This window comes from Lactococcus allomyrinae (genome assembly GCF_003627095.1).
GTDB lineage: Bacteria > Bacillota > Bacilli > Lactobacillales > Streptococcaceae > Lactococcus > Lactococcus allomyrinae.
The window spans coordinates 2305265-2325581 of sequence record NZ_CP032627.1; the positions used below are offsets into that span (position 1 = coordinate 2305265).

General features: G+C 37.9%; 20 protein-coding genes. 11 read left to right on the forward strand and 9 right to left on the reverse strand.

The features are described 5' to 3' along the window. Nucleotides 1-363: 363 nt before the first annotated feature. Both D7I46_RS10950 and D7I46_RS10955 read left to right on the forward strand, forming a co-directional pair. Nucleotides 364-975 carry a nitroreductase family protein gene (locus tag D7I46_RS10950; protein WP_120772904.1) on the forward strand — a complete coding sequence of 204 codons (612 nt, stop codon included), beginning with the start codon at nt 364-366 and terminating at the stop codon, nt 973-975. 178 nt (nt 976-1153) lie between these two features. Continuing rightward, entirely contained in the window at nt 1154-2134 is a 981-nt protein-coding gene (locus D7I46_RS10955; RefSeq protein WP_120772905.1) for a polyprenyl synthetase family protein, read from the forward strand. A 154-nt stretch (nt 2135-2288) separates the two neighbouring features. Here D7I46_RS10955 and D7I46_RS10960 read toward each other — a convergent pair whose 3' ends face one another. The 6 genes from D7I46_RS10960 to D7I46_RS10985 all read right to left on the reverse strand — a co-directional run bounded on the left by D7I46_RS10960 (nt 2289) and on the right by D7I46_RS10985 (nt 6618). After that, nucleotides 2289-2918 (reverse strand): ATP-binding cassette domain-containing protein, encoded by a 630-nt coding sequence (locus D7I46_RS10960; RefSeq protein WP_120772906.1) that lies wholly within the window; start codon nt 2916-2918, stop codon nt 2289-2291. A 183-nt stretch (nt 2919-3101) separates the two neighbouring features. Then, complete coding sequence (gene modB, locus D7I46_RS10965) at nt 3102-3770, reverse strand: molybdate ABC transporter permease subunit (RefSeq protein ID WP_120772907.1); 669 nt, start codon at nt 3768-3770, stop codon at nt 3102-3104. Nucleotides 3771-3908: 138 nt separating this feature from the next. Beyond that, a complete protein-coding gene (gene modA, locus D7I46_RS10970; RefSeq protein WP_162930889.1) occupies nt 3909-4703 on the reverse strand; it encodes a molybdate ABC transporter substrate-binding protein in 795 nt (264 codons plus the stop codon). Between the two features lie 114 nt (nt 4704-4817). After that, nucleotides 4818-5066: a hypothetical protein gene (locus D7I46_RS10975; protein ID WP_120772909.1), complete on the reverse strand. Its 249-nt coding sequence runs from the start codon at nt 5064-5066 to the stop codon at nt 4818-4820. Between the two features lie 77 nt (nt 5067-5143). Continuing rightward, on the reverse strand, nt 5144-5620 hold the full coding sequence (locus D7I46_RS10980; protein ID WP_120772910.1) for a MogA/MoaB family molybdenum cofactor biosynthesis protein: 477 nt from the start codon (nt 5618-5620) through the stop codon (nt 5144-5146). Continuing rightward, on the reverse strand, nt 5617-6618 hold the full coding sequence (locus D7I46_RS10985) for a HesA/MoeB/ThiF family protein (RefSeq protein WP_162930890.1): 1002 nt from the start codon (nt 6616-6618) through the stop codon (nt 5617-5619). Before D7I46_RS10985 ends, D7I46_RS10980 begins: the two co-directional genes overlap by 4 nt. Before the next feature lie 533 nt (nt 6619-7151). Between D7I46_RS10985 and D7I46_RS10990 the strand changes: the two genes are divergently transcribed. The 5 genes from D7I46_RS10990 (at nt 7152) to D7I46_RS11005 (ending at nt 10566) form a co-directional block, all read left to right on the forward strand. After that, nucleotides 7152-8054, forward strand: a complete 903-nt coding sequence (locus D7I46_RS10990) for a prenyltransferase (RefSeq protein ID WP_120772912.1) — start codon at nt 7152-7154, stop codon at nt 8052-8054. 17 nt (nt 8055-8071) lie between these two features. Continuing rightward, on the forward strand, nt 8072-8902 hold the full coding sequence (locus tag D7I46_RS10995; RefSeq protein WP_120772913.1) for an Rgg/GadR/MutR family transcriptional regulator: 831 nt from the start codon (nt 8072-8074) through the stop codon (nt 8900-8902). A 221-nt stretch (nt 8903-9123) separates the two neighbouring features. Next, nucleotides 9124-9912 carry a hypothetical protein gene (locus D7I46_RS11000; RefSeq protein ID WP_120772914.1) on the forward strand — a complete coding sequence of 263 codons (789 nt, stop codon included), beginning with the start codon at nt 9124-9126 and terminating at the stop codon, nt 9910-9912. After that, on the forward strand, nt 9903-10076 hold the full coding sequence (locus D7I46_RS13360) for a hypothetical protein (protein WP_162930891.1): 174 nt from the start codon (nt 9903-9905) through the stop codon (nt 10074-10076). Before D7I46_RS11000 ends, D7I46_RS13360 begins: the two co-directional genes overlap by 10 nt. A gap of 301 nt (nt 10077-10377) precedes the next feature. Further along, nucleotides 10378-10566, forward strand: coding sequence for a hypothetical protein (locus tag D7I46_RS11005; protein ID WP_120772915.1), 189 nt, complete (start codon nt 10378-10380; stop codon nt 10564-10566). Nucleotides 10567-10631: 65 nt separating this feature from the next. On the opposite strand, the gene D7I46_RS11010 is transcribed toward D7I46_RS11005, so the two are convergent. The 3 genes from D7I46_RS11010 to D7I46_RS11020 form a co-directional block, all read right to left on the reverse strand. Next, nucleotides 10632-10820 carry a hypothetical protein gene (locus D7I46_RS11010; protein ID WP_120772916.1) on the reverse strand — a complete coding sequence of 63 codons (189 nt, stop codon included), beginning with the start codon at nt 10818-10820 and terminating at the stop codon, nt 10632-10634. 15 nt (nt 10821-10835) lie between these two features. Continuing rightward, nucleotides 10836-12911: a ferrous iron transport protein B gene (gene feoB / locus D7I46_RS11015; RefSeq protein WP_120773358.1), complete on the reverse strand. Its 2076-nt coding sequence runs from the start codon at nt 12909-12911 to the stop codon at nt 10836-10838. Nucleotides 12912-13022: 111 nt separating this feature from the next. Further along, on the reverse strand, nt 13023-13487 hold the full coding sequence (locus D7I46_RS11020) for a ferrous iron transport protein A (protein WP_120772917.1): 465 nt from the start codon (nt 13485-13487) through the stop codon (nt 13023-13025). A gap of 261 nt (nt 13488-13748) precedes the next feature. On the opposite strand from D7I46_RS11020, the gene D7I46_RS11025 reads away from it, so the two are divergent. Genes D7I46_RS11025 through narI form a run of 4 tightly spaced genes read left to right on the forward strand, consistent with a single transcriptional unit; the run spans nt 13749 to nt 20282 of the window. Further along, nucleotides 13749-17432 carry a nitrate reductase subunit alpha gene (locus D7I46_RS11025; protein ID WP_120773359.1) on the forward strand — a complete coding sequence of 1228 codons (3684 nt, stop codon included), beginning with the start codon at nt 13749-13751 and terminating at the stop codon, nt 17430-17432. Next, a complete protein-coding gene (narH, locus tag D7I46_RS11030; protein WP_120772918.1) occupies nt 17429-18991 on the forward strand; it encodes a nitrate reductase subunit beta in 1563 nt (520 codons plus the stop codon). The genes D7I46_RS11025 and narH overlap by 4 nt, the downstream gene beginning before the upstream one ends. Further along, a complete protein-coding gene (narJ, locus tag D7I46_RS11035; RefSeq protein WP_162930892.1) occupies nt 18984-19592 on the forward strand; it encodes a nitrate reductase molybdenum cofactor assembly chaperone in 609 nt (202 codons plus the stop codon). The genes narH and narJ overlap by 8 nt, the downstream gene beginning before the upstream one ends. Beyond that, the gene (narI, locus tag D7I46_RS11040) at nt 19593-20282 is read left to right on the forward strand and encodes a respiratory nitrate reductase subunit gamma (protein ID WP_120772920.1); all 690 of its coding nucleotides are present in this window, start codon (nt 19593-19595) and stop codon (nt 20280-20282) included. It abuts the gene before it with no gap. Nucleotides 20283-20317: the final 35 nt, after the last annotated feature.

The following is a 20317-nucleotide window of genomic DNA, read 5'->3' on the forward strand; positions in this document are numbered from 1 at the left end:
GCCTTTTCTTGATAAATGGGGTTTCCCATGCAAAAATAAGAAAAATTTGCTAAAATAAAGGCAGAATACTAAATACTATAGCTAATCCGTCGTAAAAATCAATAACGGATTGATGCTGCTCCACAACTTCATGGCGCAAAAATATTGCCATGACACGCCAATTACAGTTGCCATTAGCCATTTTATCTTGTTGCTTTTGCAGATTGCGATTTGAACTTCCGATAGGATAGCTGTTTTACGGATATGCTAGTTATTCCACTCAGTCGGTTAGTGAAATCAATAGTGTAGCGAAGCGGAGGTAGAACGAATGGACACTTGTGGCATAAAATCCTGTTGGATTTAGTATATGAGAAGAGGGAAATCATGGACTATGTAAAGCTTAATAAATCTCGTCATGCAGTCAAGTTTTTTGACGGTAAAAAAATTCCAACCGTTGATGTGAAACAAATCATTTCAGCAGCTAGTCTTGCACCATCGGCACACAATATTCAAAGTTGGCATTTTGTGATTGTGGAGTCTGCAGAAAAACGTGCAAAACTTCTTGAAGAAGTTAGACCTAAAAATCGTGAACAAGTTGAACAAGCTGGTGCAGTTATTGTCTTGTTTAGTGATACAGATTTGGCGGAACGTTCGCGTGAAATCGCACGTCTTGGTGGGAATGAACTTACAGATGAGCAATTACTGAATTTCAACAGTCGTTATCCACAAATGTTTGAGAATTTTGAAGAACTTTATGAAAGTAACTATCTGTCCATTAATATCGGACTTATTGCGATGAATTTGGTACTTGCGATAAAGAATTATGGCTATGAAAGCAATTTGATTCTTGGATTTGAGCGGACAGAGAAGATTAATGATATTCTTGAAGTAGAACGTCGCTATCGTCCAGAGCTGATTGTTCCACTCGGCAACTCTGATACAAAAGGAAAACCAAGTTATCGCTTGCCACAAGATAGAATCATGGAGATTAGATAAAGTCAGTAAAAAGCTGTAGAATAGTAGTTCTATAGCTTTTTATAAAAATGAGATTTGACAAAAATACAGATTGAAAGAGTCATCATTTTAAAGCAAGTTTTAAACCTGCAACATTCTGTTGTTTTTGTTAAAATATAAGGTAAGCGCGTATCACATACCGAGAGGAAATAAAGAAACATTGCTCACTTTTTGGCAGGATTACCCCGAAATTCAAGAAAAATTAGAAAAGGTGCAGGCTTTGATGGCTGCACGCTTAAAAATAAACAATGAAGACATTCAAAATGCACTTCAGAGATTCACATCACGCGGTGGGAAAATGGTTCGCCCAGCGCTCTTTTTCCTATTTGCTGGTCTTGTGGAAAATGAAGAAGTTGACGAGGAAAAACTGACAAAGATTGCAGCTTCTCTGGAGATGTTGCATTCTGCAACATTGATTCATGATGATATTATTGATGATTCGCCACTGAGACGTGGTCTCCCATCAATTGAATCACAGTTTGGAAAAGATGTCGCGGTTTATACAGGAGATTTTGTTTATACTATTTATTTTGAGTTGTTGATTGAAACGATGAATGGTACTAAGTTTCTTTCAAGAAATGCAAAATCAATGAAAAAAATCTTACAAGGTGAGCTGACTCAAATGCAATCAGCATTCAACAAGGAAAATACAGCACGACGCTATATGAAAGCAATCAGTGGAAAAACCGCAGAGTTGTTGAGTTTAAGTTGCTTAGAAGGTGCTTATTTTGCAGGTGGAGATAGACATTTACAACACTCTGCTCGTAAGATTGGAAGAAGTATTGGCCTTGCCTTTCAAGTTTATGATGATATTTTAAACTTTACGGTTGGACTTGATGAAGCCGATAAACCTATCCTAACAGATTTTCGTCAAGGGATTTATACTTTACCATTACTTTTGGCTAAGGAAGCAGATGAAGCGGCGATTATGCCTTATCTAGAAGCACCTGAACAGCTTTCACGCGATGAATGTTTGCAGTTTGCGGCATTGGTTACAGATTTGGGCGGAATTACAGGAAGTTTGATGATTGCTGCAACATTGACTGAACTCGCACTTGCAGAGATTCGTAAACTTCCACAATCACGTAATCGTGAGATTTTAGAAGAAGCAACTCAGATTCTATTACAAAGAAATTATTGAGTAGTCATTCACTGGACTAGAAATCTTGTTAATTTGATGATATTAAAACTCTGAAGTGCTTGCTTCAGAGTTTTTACACTGTTTCACTTTCACAGGTTTAGCTCCTTTGCGGTAGCACTGTAACCTCCCAAAATAGCCTGTCAGTACTGACAGACTATTTTATTTTAATGATATGATTTGTCAGTGCATCAAGTTCATTTTTTCGATGAGAAACAATGATGGTTGGAATTTGTTTTTCTTCAATGATTGATTTTAAGAGTTGACTGGCAAGCATTGCATTCTCCTCATCAAGTCCATTAAAAGGTTCATCAAGAAGGAGCAAACGAGGCTGACTGTATAGTGCCCTAGCAAGTGCGACACGTTGCTTTTGTCCACCAGAGAGTTTGTGTGTGGGCTGATGGATTAGTTTTTCTATCCCTAACTTTTCTGTCAGTACTGACAGATCTTCTGCTTTGCTGACAGAGCGTTTTTGATGAGTTGTCAGTGGAAATCTGATGTTTTTTTCGACATCAAGGTGTGGAAAAAGAGAAACTTCTTGCATTACGAAAGCAAGATTTCTTTTGTAAGTTGGCTGAAAAATATGCTTTGAGCTTGATGCCCAAACTTCATTATCAAAAGTAATCTCTGCTTGACTACTGAGAGATAAACCAGCGATATTTTTTAAGATAGTTGATTTTCCAATGCCAGAAGGCCCAGAAAGACCAGTGATGAGTGAGGTAAATTCTGCTTCAAAATCGAGTCTTTGCAAGAAAAGTTGTTGATGGATTTTTACGGAAAGGGTCATGTCAAACTCCAATACGATAGAGAGAAAGGTGAGGTCCAGATGTATTTTTACGATAGAATTATACTAGCTCGCCTCTAAAGCGGCATGAGTATATTTAGTAGTTGAACTGCATATATAGTATCTTGAAATAATTGAGAAATTATCTAAAGCCTTGAAAAGTAGCGTCAAACACAAGAAACAGTATTAGTAATGATTGTCCATTTCTATTCGACCACGTGTGAGGAGATAGATGATTGCTAAGATAATGAAGCCAAATGCGACATTAATCAAACTCAACATTAAAGCCCGATGGGTGTCTCCTTGTTGCACGGCGAAATAAATAGAATTGGCAATAGTATCGGTCTTGCCTTGGATGTAGCCTGCGACCATGAGGCTGGCGCCAAATTCGCCCAAAGCTCGACAAAATGCAAGTAGCAATGTAGCGATAAGTGACGGCCAGCAATTCGGCAAAATCACGCGAAATAAAATCTCACGCGGATTGGCAGACAATGTCGCAGCAACTTCAATAATGGATTTAGGAACAGAGGCAAGTGCACCTTTAAGTCCTTGATAAATGATGGGTAAAATAACAACAACACTTGCAATAACAGCACCACTAAGATTGAAAATGATAGAAAAATTAAATAAAGCTAAGAATTTACCAAGCCATCCATAGCGTCCAAATGCCATAAGGAGATATAAACCAACAACAGTGGGAGGTAAAACCAGAGGCATGAGAAGCAGGCTCTCAATCAACCATTTTCCACGATAAGATTTAAAAACTCCCATATAACTCAAAGGGAGCATGACTAAAAAGGCGATAATTGTCGCCAAAATACTCACGATAATAGAGTGAATAATGGGAGTAAGCATAAGAATTTCCTTATAAAATGATGAATGAGTTGTTTTATCAAAACGACTATTTGAAATACACTGTTGATACTGTAATCATGCTAAAGCTATGAAACGAGCGGTCAAGTACAATTAGAGTAGTGGGAGTGATAAGTTGCATTACTTAGCGGATTTGAAACCGTATTTTGCAAAAACTTTTTGAGCAGCGGAAGAATCAAGATATTTGTTGAAAGCTTTAACTTCTTTACTGTGTTTAGTATCTTTCACTGTTTCTGTGTAATAAGTAATTGCATCGTGCAAATTATCTGGAATATTATCCACGACTTTTACATTTTTGTTAGACATGGCATCTGTTTTATAAACAAAACCGAGGTCAACATTTCCAGCAGCAGCGTAAGAAAGCACTTGAGTGACATCTGAACCCATGACGAGTTTAGGTTTGAGAGATGTTGCTAAACCAAGTTTTGCCAGAGTTTGTTCAGCATACATTCCAGCAGGTACTGTGCTTGGTTCACCAATAGCAATTTTCTTAGCAGCGTTTAATGTGTCTGTAAGATTTTTACTTGAGTTGACAGAAGTATTTTTATTTGCAACAAGTACGAGAGTATTTCCTAAAACCGCTTTAGCATCTGCGCCTTTTCCTGCCTGAGTCAATTTGTCAGCATCAGACTTGCTGGCAAGAAAGACACCATCAATTGGAGCACCAGCGACTACTTTTTCGCGAATAGCGCCAGAACCTGCAAAATCAAAATTGATTTTAACATTTTGATGAGATTTTTCATAAGTTTTATCAATTTCTGTCAGTGCACCTTGTAAACTTGCAGCAGCAGAATAATTGATGCTTACAGGTTTGTCAGTAGTCGTTTTTTTTGCAGAGCTTTGTGAAGTACAGCCTGTCAGGATAAGACCGGCAGAAAGTGCAACAACACCTGCAAGAAGTAATTTTTTAGACATAGTTCCTCCAAATAATGAGCAAACACTCATTAAGTTTATTTTTATTGAGCGCTTTTGCTCTGAAAGTTTCTGTGCAAGGGGTCAGGAATTTTCAGAGCAAAGGCGAAAAGCGATTTACTCGTAATAAGCATCCAACTTGAAAGGGTGCTTATTATCAACCATTGCGAGATAGTGTTCATAATCTCGATTTAAAGCAATCAATGCGCGGTCAAGTTTTTCCAAATCGTCATCTCGCTCTAGGGTACGCAATTCATTATTTAATTCAGCAGCTTCATTTTCAAGTAAAGTCCGTTGAATCGTTAAGCTTTGCAGTGCAATTTGGAGCAATTTTTGAAAATCTGTTTCTGTAATTTCTGTTTTCATGTTTAAAATGTGAGTTCATCTACATCGTGACTACAATAATGCAAAGTCTGATCTGAAAAAATGAACTCAGTTCCTTTCTATTTTCGTCTTTCTTTAATCAAATGATAAATTTCTGGCAAAATCAGTTGCTTCATTGCCAAAGTGACCGCATGAGTTGAGCCAGGCAGGACAAAGACTAACTTGTCATCCTCCGTAAAAAAAGCAAGAGAACGTGAAGCCATTGCGTGCGTTCCAATTTCCTTAAAACTAAGCAAACGAAAAAATTCGCCAAACCCAGGAATCTCTTGAGCAATGAGGGGCTGCACCGCTTCAAAAGTAACATCGCGCTTTGCAAGCCCAGTGCCACCACTTGTAATTAGAACGTCTGCACCCCAAAGTTGTTCAAATCCACTATGGATTGCCTCTACATCGTCACTGACAACAATTCTGTCAGTAACAGTTAACTGATGGTCAGTAATAATCTGCTCAATGGTTTGTCCTGATAAATCTGTCAGTAAATTTCTTGTGTCACTAATTGTTAAAATTCCGATAGATAAAGTTAATTCTTCTTTCATAAATTTATAATCTGCTCGAAAATCTTTTGAGCGACCTTTTCTTCTTCAAAATGATAGAACAAAATGCGTCCCTTTCTAAAAATTGTAATTTCATAATGTTCAAATTTGACTAAAAGAACAAGTGAATTTGATTTTAAGTCCCATTGTTTCATTTGACAAAATTGTTCGAATTTCTCAAGGTTAAAATGAGTAAGTGTAGACTGATAAACTCCGCCACAGCTCCGTTCTACCCGCAGATTTCTGTCAGTACTGACAGAAAAATCATGACTGCAACAAGGGCAAGATTTTTGCTTTTTGATTGTAAATTGAGCAAAATTTAAAGGCCAATTTTCAACAATATGCATGGTTTCCCAATCAACTGCAGAAGGAGCCACTAAAATTTGTAAGGCAAGGCTCACTTCTATTCCTGAAATTAAAGGAATCAAAGAAGTCACTACACCGATTGTTTCACAATTTCGCTCAAGTTCAATTAAATCAGGAAAGATACAAGATAGACAAGGTCCAAATCTAGGTTTGAGCGCCATTACTTGTCCGCTGGTTCCTGCGGCAGAGGCAAATACGAAAGGTAAATCATGATGTAAGCAAAACTCGTTAATCAACTCTCGTGCTAAAAAGTTGTCGGTACAATCAAGTACCAAATCAAGCTTTCCAAAATCATCAAAAAGCGTGTGTTCAAAAGATTCATTACGAGCCGTGATTGTGACTTCGGGATTAATTGCAAGTAGTGCCTCTCGTGCTGCAAAAACTTTGAAATGAGAAAATTTAACATCGGCCGTTGTAAAAAGTGCCTGTCGTTGAAGATTTGATTTCTCAACAATATCTGGGTCAATCAAAAAAAGATGTCCAACTCCAGCGCGAGTCAGTTGTTCGGCGGCATAAGTGCCAAGCGCACCGCAACCCACGATGAGTACACGAGAATTTGTTAGTTTTTCTTGACCAGCAAGTCCGATTTGTGGTACTCGAATTTGTCTGTCGTAGCGGTTTTTATCTGTTTTCATTCTAAAAACTTTCATAGAGCACATTCATTGTAATACTATTTGACATTTTATACTTGATGCTGCTTTTTATACTAGCTTATCTCTAAATCTGAGTTAGCGGATTTAGTAGTTAAACTGCAAATATACTGCCTTACGTTTACGCAAACTTTAATTTCTAAAAGGAACTTTTAGAAATTAAACAGTATTAAGTCTGTTGTATGAGAAAAGCATCGCTTTTTACTCATTTCAAAGAACAGAAAGCTTTACCAAATTCAAGCAAAGCGAACTCACCGCAAATATGCTAAAATAAGATTAAGTAATCTAAATAAACAACGCGATGTTGTTTCAGAGATATTGTAACACACTTTATACAAATTTTCACAAAGAAAATAAATATTAAATAAAATAAAGGATAAATAAAATGGTCTGAAGCCTTGTATTCATTGCAAAAGAGCTTATAAAAAATTTCTCTAGCTGAACCATCAAAATGAAATTGATGTCATAACTTTGCTACTTTTGCTCAAAAAAGGTAAATCAGATTAATAGAATAAAAAATGAATTTTAAAATTTTCGCTGAACTCATTGAACTCAAAGCCAAGACAGCTTCGGTTTTCCCCTTTTTATTGGGGCTTGGCTATTCGCTCTATCATTACAAGACCGCAAATGTTCTACCACTTGTTATTTACTTCATTGCGATGTTTTTGTTTAATTGTTTTGTTGACATTTGGGACAATTACAATGATTATCATAATGCGGTAGATACCGCTGATTATCAAAAAAACACTAATATTATTGGTCGAGAAGAAATTCCAATGAAATTGATTAAAGGACTGCTTGCCTTTTTCTTCATTGTTTCCTTAGTTTTAGGATTAATTGTAGCGAGTATGACAGGTTGGGCAGTCTTTTTCCTCGGCTTAATCTGTTATGCGGTTGGAATTTTTTATGCAGGAGGCCCTAAACCTTTGTCATCTTTACCTGTAGGAGAGTTTCTCTCAGGGATAACGATGGGATATATTATTTTCCTTATTTGTGTTTATATCAATGCACATGGTATGTTTGTATGGTCATGGGCAACGATTGGAAGCACCTTTCTAATTTCTCTTCCAAATACTTTGTTAATTGCTAATCTGATGTTGGCAAATAATACTTGTGATTTAGAAGAAGATGAGGCGAACCATCGTTTTACAATTGTGCATTATATTGGACGTCAAGGGGCGTTGCTATGGTGGAAAGCAGCTCTTGTCATCGCCTTTTTATCGGTGGTTTTGGCAGTAATTTTAGGGTTGCTTTCTCCAGTCAGTTTAGCCATTATCATTATTATTCCACTAATGATAAAATTTGCACGACCTTATCTAAAAAAACAAGTCAAACGAGAAACCTTTATTTGTTCTGTTAAGATATTGATGGTTTTTCAACTTTTTCAAGTTTTGTTATTGTTTCTGAGTCTAATAGAGTAAATGAAGAGGATTGAATCATGCCTTACGGAAGATACGGAAAAACATTTAAGAAAATCAGAACTCAAAAACATCTTTCTTTATCCTATTTTACAGATTTAGGAATTTCAAAAGCAGCATTAGATAGATTTGAGCTTGGACGAACCATGATGAGTTTTGAGCGAGTGGATGCAGCACTTCAAGAGATGAATGTGTCTCTTGGAGAATACGAATATTTCATTAATGATTATGCTTTAGACTACCAGGAAGAAATTCTACTTGAAATTACCAATGCGGATATTGCCAGCGATAGTCACACTTTGTCCAAAATTTACGAGGAAGCTTTTTCGGCAGGGTATATATATCTTGCTTATGCGGCTAAAAGTCGCTATATGAGTTTGACAATCGAGGAAGCAGAAAAAGTGACCGATTTTCTTTATGGTGTTGAGCAATGGGGCTATTTTGAATTGTCGATATTTTATTTTGCCTTAGATAATTTGAGCGAGCGGGAAATCATGCACTTAATGCAAGGGTTCTGGACAAAGAATCGAGCGCTGTATAATATTTTTAAATATCGAAGAAGAATTTTGCAATCTGCTTATCGAGCTGCCACTTTGTTGTCGGCTAAAGGGTATAAACAATCGGCATTTAAAATATTGCAAAAAAGTCATCCGAGAGACCAAGTGTATGACTTATATATTCAAAACGTGCGCAAGATGGCTTTAGGATTTTATGATTACTGTTTTGAGAATCGCGAGCAAGGTCAAGCCCAAATTCAAGGTGCTATTCAACTTTTTGCAGAAATGGACCATCAAGATTTGGAACTTTATTACCAAAAGCGTTTTGAGCGTTTTAAAAAAGAAGTCCAATAAACCGCATGGTTATCATAGCATTTTAAAAATCGTTGCATTTCTGCAACGGTTTAATTTTTGTCAAAATTATGTGCTAAAATAAAAACATAGAAAAATTAAAAATAAGGAGGAGCAAACAGTAATGATGATGTTGCACGTTTGCAAAGTCTAATGAATTCTTAACTCTGAAATTCATTAGATCTTCGTTAGCTGAGCTAACTAGAAATTTCGGAGAATTGGTTATGAAAAATTGGAAAACAACCCTCGCACTTTCTAGTGCAACAGTGTTACTTGTCGCAGGTGGAACATTTGGATTGAATCAGTCCATCCATAAGAATATTTCAGAAGCTAAAACAGAAGTAAAAAGTAATACTATTAAATTAGCTAAAGCAGATTTTACTTTTACAGATAGTGATGTAGATACCAGTCAACCCACTGAGCCAATTGAAAATGGTCAAGTTAATACTGATTTTGTTGACCGCTTTGATAATGCAGTAAGTTTAAATTCTACAACAGGACAATTTGAAATTGACAAGACAGCTTTGCCCGATAATGCGTCTGATGAAGAGCTTGCAGCGTTAAATAAAATGGTTGACGCAAGTAATGTTGCACTAGCACAAGCAATTAAAATTGTTCCTAAAGTCGATATGGTTCAAAGTGATAATTCTGTTGTAATCAGTGATAATCCTCAAACGTCACAAGAAATTGCTCAAGATTCTCAAATTGTGATGACTTCAACTTATCATGAAGGCTCAACCTACGTGCATTATTATTGGTGGGGAATGAGAATTGGAATTTCTAAAACTATGATACACACGATTGGACAAGATGGAATTAATTCTAGTGCTGCAATTGGAGCGCTTGCTAGTGCTTTAGGAAAAAGTCGACCAGATGTTGCAGCTATTTTGGGAGAAATAGGTGGCGTAACGTGGTTCTTTGGAGTGGGTTTGACAAAAGTTCCTGGAGGATTTGTTTTTAATTTCACTGCTGGAGCACCTGCTAACGGTGTTTGGGGGTTAGAATGGCAATGATACAAAAACAAAAAATAATTAGAAATATTTCTATGGCGGTATCACTTGTTTTTGCTTTATTAGTATTTTTAACCTCAATACATAAATTTCTACTCATTAAAGGAATATTAGCAGGAACTATGATTATTGTTGGAATATTATGGCAAATTGAACGAAAGAGATAAAAACATTCTTTTTAAATAAACAACTAATAACAAGATGAAAAACAAAACCCCTTAATTGGCAATGTCATTAAGTTAGGTCATATACAGAAGTAATCCTTCAACGGGAGCAACACAATGGAAAACGGAATGAGGTGAAAATGATTAAAAAAATTTTATTAACTTTATTTGTTTTGCTAATTTTTATAATATCTACTGCTTTTCCATAATATAAAATATTTGGTTATATTATTGGATTATTCATTTTTAGTCTAATTTGGTTTCCTATAAACTTCCATAATAAAAGTTAAACAGGGTGGCAATAATGAAAAAAACACTAATTATTATTGATGTTGCAGGGCGAGCTTTGTTTCTCGGTTTAGCAGGATACCTTATGTTTAATAATGTTATTTCAAAAAACTCATATCTAATTGGAGTAGTCATGATTGGTTTTAATGTTTTTACAATGTTTTTTGATAAAAATTATCTTGATAAACGCAGGAACAGAGAATGAAGAGATATGTGCCTAATTAAAGTGCAATAAAAAAATCACTGACAGTTTTTTGTCAGTGATTTTTTTTATTTGCAGCAGTCATGCGTGTGCTCTTTTGCTTCATGCAAATCAGTAGGGAGTACGGACACGCCTTTCACAGGGCAACTGTTAACATTACAATCTTCACAAGCCCCTTTGCTTCGGATTGTCTTGAAAATCGCAAAAGCTGTGATGATGAGAATAATCGCTAAGATAATAAAACTTGCTAAGTTCATAAATATTGCTACCTCCTAAAGTTCATTGAGCGCTGGTTGAGAACTTTTCCTGAAAATGAAATATAGCCCAATCAGCAATACAATAATTGCTAATATTGTCATGGTTTGAATACCATATCCGCTAATTGCTCGTCCCAACTGATAAATGATGAAACTCATACTGTAAGCGACCAAAGTTTGAAATCCTACTGCACGAATCGTCCATTTTAACTCTCCCATTTCCTTATAAATCGTAGAAATGGCAGCTACGCAAGGGGCGCAAAGCAAATTGAAGACAAGGAGAGAATAAGCAGAAAGTGGGGTGTAGGCTTGACGGACGTTTTCCCATAAGACATGCGTTGAGCTTGAGTTGTGTGCATAGAGGACACCCATCGTTCCGACGATTGTTTCTTTTGCAATCAAACCGGTAAGCGTAGCCACAGTAGCGCGCCATTCACCAAAACCAAGTGGAGCAAAGAAGATGGCAACGACTTTACCGAAGTCTGCTAAAATAGAATGACTAGAATCAACTTGTTGGAAATCCCAAGCGTAGTTTGAAGTAAACCAAATTAGAACATTCATCGCAAAAATAATTGTTCCTGCACGCTTGATAAAGCTAAATGCACGGTCAAAAGCGTACTTGAAGACAGTGAGAGCGTGTGGGAGATGATACATCGGTAATTCCATGATGAAAGCGGAGGTATCACCAGAAAACATTCGTGTTTTCTTAAGAATGATTCCAGATAAAATAATCATTCCCATTCCTAAGAAATAAGCACTAGGTGCCACCCAGCTCGCGTGTCTAAAGAAAGCACCAGAAACAAGTGCAATAATTGGCAACTTAGCCGAACAAGGCATAAAAGTTGTGACCATAATTGTAATTTTTCGGTCACGTTCTTGTTCGATTGTACGTGTTGCCATAATCCCAGGAACACCGCAACCAGAAGCGATAAGCATTGGAATAAATGATTTACCAGATAAACCAAAACGACGGAAGATACGATCCATGACAAAGGCAACCCGAGCCATATATCCAGAATCTTCAAGAATTCCAAGTAATAGAAAAAGTACAAAAATCTGTGGTACAAAACCTAAAATTGCACCAATACCAGCTACGACACCATTTAAGACCAAGTCTTGAAGCCAAGGAACAATCGCAAGACTATGCATTCCAGTAGAAATCCAGCTAGGTATGAGCTGACCAAAGAAAACATCATTGACCCAGTCCGTTGCAGCAGTACCAACGGTTTGGATAGAAAGGAAATAAACCAACCACATGATAAAGACAAAAATTGGCAATCCTAACCACTTATGAGTGATGATACGGTCAATTTTATCAGTCATGTTTGCTTTTCCGGTTGATGTATCACTTACACAAAGATTGACAATATGACCGATAAGGTCATAGCGCTCGTTGACAATAATAGATTCACGGTCATCAGCCATAATTTTTTCGGTGATATTGACAATTTCTTCAAGCTCGGACTTTTGGTTTTCTGTCAGTACTGACAGTGCAATTTTGTCAGCTTCAAAAGCTTTGATTTGGTCAAAACGGCTTGTAAAGCCAGTCACCTTAGCGATTTCAGATAAAGCCCCTTCAAGCCTGTGATCATAATCTAATGGCTTAATCTCGTGGGTCTTTAGCGCAAGATTGACGGCTTCATCTAAACCTTTGTTTTTGATGGCAGAAGTAGTAACAACAGGAAGCCCCAAACTGTAAGATAATTTTTCTGTGTCAATCTTTTTGCCAAGAGATTCAACCAAGTCACTCATATTCAAAGCAAGAACCATTGGAATACCAAATTCCATGAGTTGTAGAGTGAGATATAGTGAGCGCTCAAGATTTGTTGAATCCACAATATTAATCAGCACATCAGGAGGGGTTTTAGATAGAAAGTCACGTGCGACTTGCTCATCTGGTGAGTAAGGAGAGAGCGAGTATAGACCTGGTAAATCTTGGATACAAATTGATTTATCTTTTTTATAAAAACCAGATTTGCGTTCAACAGTAACACCAGGCCAGTTCCCAACTTGTTGATTTGAGCCAGTCAATATATTAAAGATACTCGTTTTTCCGCTATTGGGATTACCAAGCAATGCAATTATTTTCATATTCATCTAATTTTTCATTTTTGACAATCGTCCTGTGAAGTCAATTTTACCTTTTAGCAGAATCACCTTTTGAAGAAAGGGACTTAGATAAAAGTAGAATGAGTTAACCAATCAGTAAGGTTTTTCTAGAACGACTTTAATTTTTTCAGCATCCATTTTTCGAAGTGAAAGGGCATATCCGCGGAGATGAAGCTCAATTGGGTCGCCGAGTGGTGCAAGCTTTTGAACATAAATACTCGTTCCGCGCGTAATTCCCATATCCATTAATCGCCGTTTAATTTCGCCCGCAGCATCTACCAAACGAACAATTCCAGTTTGACCAACTTGTAAAGTAGATAAGCCAACGACCTGTTCAGCAGAGCGCTCATTTTTAACAAAAATCTGTTTCAAAAATTGAGCACTTAGTGCAATACGCGAATGATCTATTTTGACAATAGCGTTCTCTCCATCACTCGAAACGAGTGTTATCTTTTTGTCGGTAATAAATCCCATTTCGCGCAGTTTCGACTGATTAGCACCAAATATTTTATCTATATAGTAAATTTGTCCCACGTGGGTGGTATCAAGTGTCTTCATAGTTCCTCCAATTCTGTCAATCGTGACAAAAATGTAAAACAGTTTTTACATTACCTATTATAGCAAAGTGTGAAAAAGAATACAAAGATTTATCGAAGAAAACAACACGCTGTCGTTAAACGTTGATGTGAAAGGCTTTGCAACAAAATGTCAAAAACCCTTTACACTCATATATATTGCGGATTGGCGGGACTTTGTACTATACTTGAGAGGTATAAAACTCTAGAAAATAATTTATCCATTATGAAAGGGACCGGAATTATGAGAAAACCACGTTTTTTCAACGTCGTTGAGAAATTCAATGGGTCGTTCACTCAGCTTGAAGAAAATAATCGTCGCTGGGAAGATATATATCGCAGACGCTGGGCGCATGATAAAGTAGTTCGTACGACTCACGGTGTCAACTGTACTGGCTCATGCTCTTGGAATGTCTTTGTCAAGCAGGGCATCATTACTTGGGAACATCAAGCAACAGACTACCCTTCGTGTGGTCCAGATATGCCTGAGTACGAACCACGTGGTTGTCCTCGTGGTGCAAGCTTTAGCTGGTATGAATACAGCCCATTACGCATTAAATATCCTTATATTCGTGGTGTACTTTGGACAATGTGGCTCGAAGCTAAAAATCTATTTGCAGGGGATCCAGTTGCAGCATGGAAATCTATCGTAGAGAATCCAGAAAAATCACGCGAATATAAAGCAGCGCGTGGACATGGTGGACTTGTACGAGTTAAATGGACTGATGCACTTGAGCTTATCTCAGCGATGCTGACTTATACGATCAAAACATACGGTCCAGACCGTCTTGTCGGTTTCTCACCTATTCCAGCGATGTCAATGATTTCTTTTGCCTCAGGCGCACGTTTCTTATCACTTGTGGGTGGTGAAATGTTGTCATTTTATGACTGGTATGCTGATTTGCCACCCGCTTCTCCGCAAATTTGGGGAGAACAAACTGACGTTCCAGAATCAGCGGATTGGTATAACTCTCAATATATTATGATGTGGGGTTCAAATGTCCCATTAACTCGGACACCCGATGCTCACTTTATGACAGAAGCACGTTATAAAGGGACTAAAGTGGTTGCAGTAAGCCCAGACTATGCCGAAAATGTTAAGTTCGCAGATAACTGGCTGGCACCACACCCAGGAACAGATGCAGCCTTAGCTCAAGCGATGACATATGTTATCTTAAAAGAATATTATGTTGATCGTCAGGTTCCTTATTTCATTGAGTATACAAAGCAATACACTGACCTTCCATTCTTGATTCTTTTAGATAAAGATGATAATGGAAATTATAAATCAGGGCGTTTTCTTCGTATTTCTGATCTCCGTGGTAAAGGCTCGGAAGAAAATTCAGAATGGAAGCCTGTTTTAATTGATGAGAATGACCAACAAATTAAAGTTCCAAATGGAACAATCGGTCAACGTTGGGACCATTCAGAAAAATGGAATCTAAAACTTGGTGGCATTAATCCTAAATTATCAATTTTAGAAGAAAATACAGCACATGTTAAAATTGATTTTCCTTATTTTGATGAAGCAGGCTCAAGTATTTTGACTCGGAATGTTCCTGTGAAAACTGTGATTTTTGAGGATGGCACGGAACATCTTGTCACTACTGTGTTTGATTTACAAATGTCACAGTATGGTGTAAAACGCGTAGCCACTGATGACCTTGCTGCTAAGGGATATGATGACCTAAACTCACCATACACACCTGCTTGGCAAGAAAAAATCACAGGGGTCAAAGCCTCACTTGCGATTCAAATCGGTCAAGAATTTGCACAAAATGCCGAAGATACCAAAGGTAAAACAATGGTCATTATTGGTGCGGGTGTCAATCACTGGTTCAACTCTGATATGATTTATCGTGGTGTTATCAATATGCTGGCTTTGACAGGTTGTATTGGTGTTTCTGGTGGTGGCTGGGCTCACTATGTTGGTCAAGAAAAACTCCGTCCAGCAGAGGGTTGGGCAGCGGTTACATTTGCTAACGATTGGAATCCAGGTGCTGCACGTCAACAAAACGGAACTTCTTTCTTCTACTTTGCTTCAGACCAATGGAAGTACGATGAGATGGATAATGAAGCACTTAAATCTCCATTAGCAAATAAAACGTCCAATAGCTATAAACATCCAGCAGACTATAACCAAATGGCAGTTCGATTAGGTTGGTTACCAAGTTATCCACAATTTAACCGTAATTCACTTGATTTTGTGAAGCAGTATGGTACGACCGATATTGAAGAAATCAAACCACGTATTGTTGAGGAACTCAAATCAGGCAGCTTACAATTTGCTGTAGAAGCACCAGACCGTAAAGAAAATCAGCCTAAAGGGATGTTCATCTGGCGTTCAAATCTTTTTGCCTCATCAGGCAAAGGCGCAGAATATTTCATGAAACACCTGCTCGGCGCTGAAAATGGCTTGCTCGCAAAGACGAACGACAACTTCAAACCTGAAGAAATGGAATGGAATGAAGAAGAGGTCACAGGTAAACTTGATCTTGTAACAACACTTGATTTTCGGATGGTAACAACACCAATGTACTCTGATATTGTTTTGCCAGCAGCAACATGGTATGAAAAAGAAGATTTATCTTCAACAGATATGCATCCATTTATACATCCGTTTAATGCTGCGGTAAGTCCACTTTGGGAGTCGAAAACAGACTGGAATATTTTCCGTGAACTTGCTAAAACTTTCCAAGAAATGGCGAAAAAAGAATTTGACGGACCAGTCTATGATGTTCATACTAGTCCGTTGGCACATGATTCAAAAGCTGAAATTTCTCAACCATTTGGTCAAGTTAAAGATTGGAAAAAAGGTGAGATTGAGGCTATTCCTGGTCAAACAATGCCGAACATTAAGCTTATAAAACGTGATTATACGAAGCTGTATGACCAATATATTGCACTTGGCCCTAACCTTGCTAAAGGAAAAGTTGGAGCGATTGGTTTATCTTATCCAGTAGCAACGCAGTATGAGGAACTGAAACATACCCTTCAAACCTATAAGACAGGAAGTAATGCTGGACTTCCTAAAATTTATGAAGCGAAACAAGTCGCCGATGCAATCTTGACACTTTCATCTACTTCAAACGGTAAAGTTAATATGGAAGCCTGGAAAGCTGCGGAAGAAGAACACGGGGTAGATTTACTTGATATTGGTGGAGGCTATGAGCAACAAAAGATGACCTTCAAAGATATCACAGCTCAACCTCGTGAATCTTATCCAACACCAATCGGTACTTCTGCTAAAAAAGATGGTGAACGCTATTCGGCATTCTCTCTACATATCGAACGTTTGGTGCCTTTCCGTACATTGACAGGACGTCAACAATTCTATATTGACCATGAAATTTTCCAAGAATATGGAGAAAATCTCTCAACATATAAACCAACCTTACCTCCACAAGTGATGGGACCAAAAGATGCAGACATCAAAGCGGCAGAGGGTAAAGAAATTACTTTGCGCTATATGACACCACATGGTAAATGGAACATACACACCATGTATCAAGATAATATCCATATGCTGACTCTTTTCCGCGGAGGGCCAAATGTTTGGCTTTCGATTGAGGATGCGAAGAAATTGGAAATTAAAGATAATGATTGGCTAGAGCTTTATAACCGAAATGGTGTGGTAACAGCAAGAGCAGTTGTTTCACATCGGATGCCAGAAGGAACAATGTATATGTATCATGCTCAGGATGCTACTGTCCAAGTGCCACTTTCAAATATTACTGGAAATCGTGGTGGCTCGCATAATGCTCCTACACAAATCCATATCAAGCCAACACAAATGGTTGGTGGATATGCGCAACTTTCTTATGGATGGAACTATTATGGCCCAATCGGAAATCAGCGTGATTTATATGTCAATGTTAGAAAATTGGACAAGGTAGATTGGTCTAATACAGAAGGAGGCAACTCATGAAAGTAAAAGCACAAATCGGCATGGTGCTCAACCTTGATAAATGTATCGGTTGTCATACTTGCTCTGTGACTTGTAAAAATACTTGGACTAATCGTCCAGGAACTGAATATATGTGGTTTAACAATGTCGAAACAAAGCCTGGGGTGGGTTATCCAAAGCGTTGGGAAGATCAAGAAAAATATGCTGGTGGTTGGAAAGTTAATAAGAATGGTAAACTAACTTTAAAAGCTGGGGGGAAAGCTGAAAAAGTAGCAACCTTTAGTATTTTTTACAATGCTGATATGCCAGAGCTTGATGATTATTACGAGCCTTGGACTTACGACTATCGAAATCTTTTTGGAAAAGCTCAAAAACATCAACCTGTAGCGCGGGCAAAATCACAAATTACGGGTGAAAATATTGATCTTAAATGGGGTCCAAACTGGGATGATGATCTGGCAGGAGGGGAACATTCTATCGCTAATGACCCTAATATTGCTAAAATTGAATCAGATATTAAGGCTAACTTTGAGACAACATTCATGATGTATTTGCCACGTCTTTGTGAACATTGTTTAAATCCTGCCTGTGTGAGTTCTTGCCCATCAGGAGCTATGTATAAACGTGATGAAGATGGGATTGTTTTGGTTAATCAAGATCATTGTAAAGGTTGGCGTTTCTGTGTAAGTTCTTGTCCTTACAAAAAAGTTTACTTTAACTGGTCAACACACAAAGCTGAAAAATGTACTTTCTGTTATCCACGGATTGAAGAAGGTTTACCAACGGTATGCTCTGAAACTTGTGTGGGTCGGATTCGTTATATTGGTGTGATGCTTTATGATGCTGACCGTGTGGCTGAAGCAGCTAGTGAGCCAGATGAAAAATTACTCTATCAACGTCAGCTGGAAGTTTTCCTTGATCCGTATGACCCAGCAGTGATTGAAGCAGCGCGTGCTGAGGGAATTTCTGAGGAAATGATTGAGGGGGCGCAAAATTCTCCTGTCTATCGGATGGTAATGGAGGAAAAAATTGCTTTCCCTCTGCATCCTGAATATCGTACCATGCCAATGGTTTGGTATTGCCCACCACTTAGTCCAATCATGAGTTATTTTGAGGGGAAAAATTCGCTGAAAAATCCTGAGATGATTTTCCCAGGTATTGATGAGATGCGTATTCCTGTGGACTATTTGGCATCAATCTTGACAGCTGGCAATGTAGAACCAGTTAAGGCTGCACTTTACAAGTTGGCGATGATTCGTTTGTATATGCGTGCGGCAACTTCAGGGAAAGACTTTGACGAAGCAAAGTTGAAAATGGTTGGTTTGACGAAGGAATCAGCTACTTCACTCTATCGTTTACTTGCGATTGCTAAATATGAAGACCGATTTGTTATCCCTAAGGCGCATAGGGAAGAACAATTTGAAGATGTCAATAAAGCGCAAGGTGCTTTAGGCTACGATGAATGTAATGGTTGTTCATTGGCTGATTTGCATTCGTCAATGATCCAAAAAGCACAAAATGGAAAATCTGGTTCAGATATTTACGCTGAAAGCTTCTATGGAGGAATTTGGCGTGATTAATGTTCAAGAACTAGAGCGTTTGAGAAAGAGTTTTTTGCTTCTTTCTCAAGCAATTGATTTTCCAGATGATGAAGTAAGAAGTCAGGATTTTGTAATAGAAGTTGAAAGAAATTTTCCTCAGATTCCCGAAAGAAATCAATTTTTAAGTGTTTTGAAGGGGTTTCAAGCGAAGTCTTTACAAGAACTACAAGAAAATTATACAGGACTATTTGAACTAAACAAGCGAATTACAATGTACTGTACCTATTATCGTTTTGAGGATTCACGTGAACGTGGGGGAATTTTGGCGAAATTGAAAATGCTCTATGAAATGTTTGGTGTAGAGCTTGATATGGCTGAAATGACAGACTATTTGCCTACGATGTTGGAATTTTTGGGACTTGGTGTGTGGACAGATGGACCCGTAGAAGATACTCGAATTGAAGATTTGAATTTGTTATTTTCTGTGTTAGAAGATGGAACTTATGAGATTCTAAAGCAGGCAAAAGAGCTTGTAGATGAGCCATATTTAGACCTGGTTCGCTTAATTCGAAGTAGCTTACGGTATTGCGTTACTGCTGGAGGAGATAACGCAGAGATGAGGAAAGGAGAAAAAGCTTAGATGACTCAGTTTTGGAACTTTATGCTTTGGGTGGTTTACCCATATTTGATGCTTGGTTCGTTTTTCATCGGAACGATTGTTCGAATGAGAAAACCTGGCTCTGTTACTGCGAAATCAAGTGAACTCATGGAGAAGAAGCGTTTGATTTGGGGGTCAATTCTTTTCCACATTGGGATTCTTGGGGTATTTGGTGGACACGTGATTGGTATTTTTATTCCAGAAACGTTTACGGATTCAATCGGGATTACTAATGAGTTCTATCATAAGGTGCTTGCGATGGGAATTGGTGGTGTGTTTGGTGCAATGACTCTTGCGGGAATTATTGTACTGACTTATCGTCGTTTTACGAGTAAGCGTGTTGCTGCAACTTCTACGCTAAATGATAATGTTGTGATTGTGGCACTGTTGGTAACTATTGTACTTGGGATGATGAGTTCATTTTGGGCAGGTCCTATGACACCTGGTTTTGATTATCGTACAACAATTGGGGTTTGGGGACGTGGTTTATTTGCTTTCAGTCCAGCTTGGCATCTGATGAATAATATTCCATTGTTTTATAAGTTGCACATTATTTGTGGCTTGGCTATGTTTGGATTTTTCCCTTATACGCGGTTAGTTCATGCACTTTATGTTCCTTTGCATTATATTTTCCGTCGTTTCGTGGTTTATCGTCGGTATTCACGTCGTTAAAAGAAAAAATCCAGCTAAGCTGGGTTTTTTTAGTC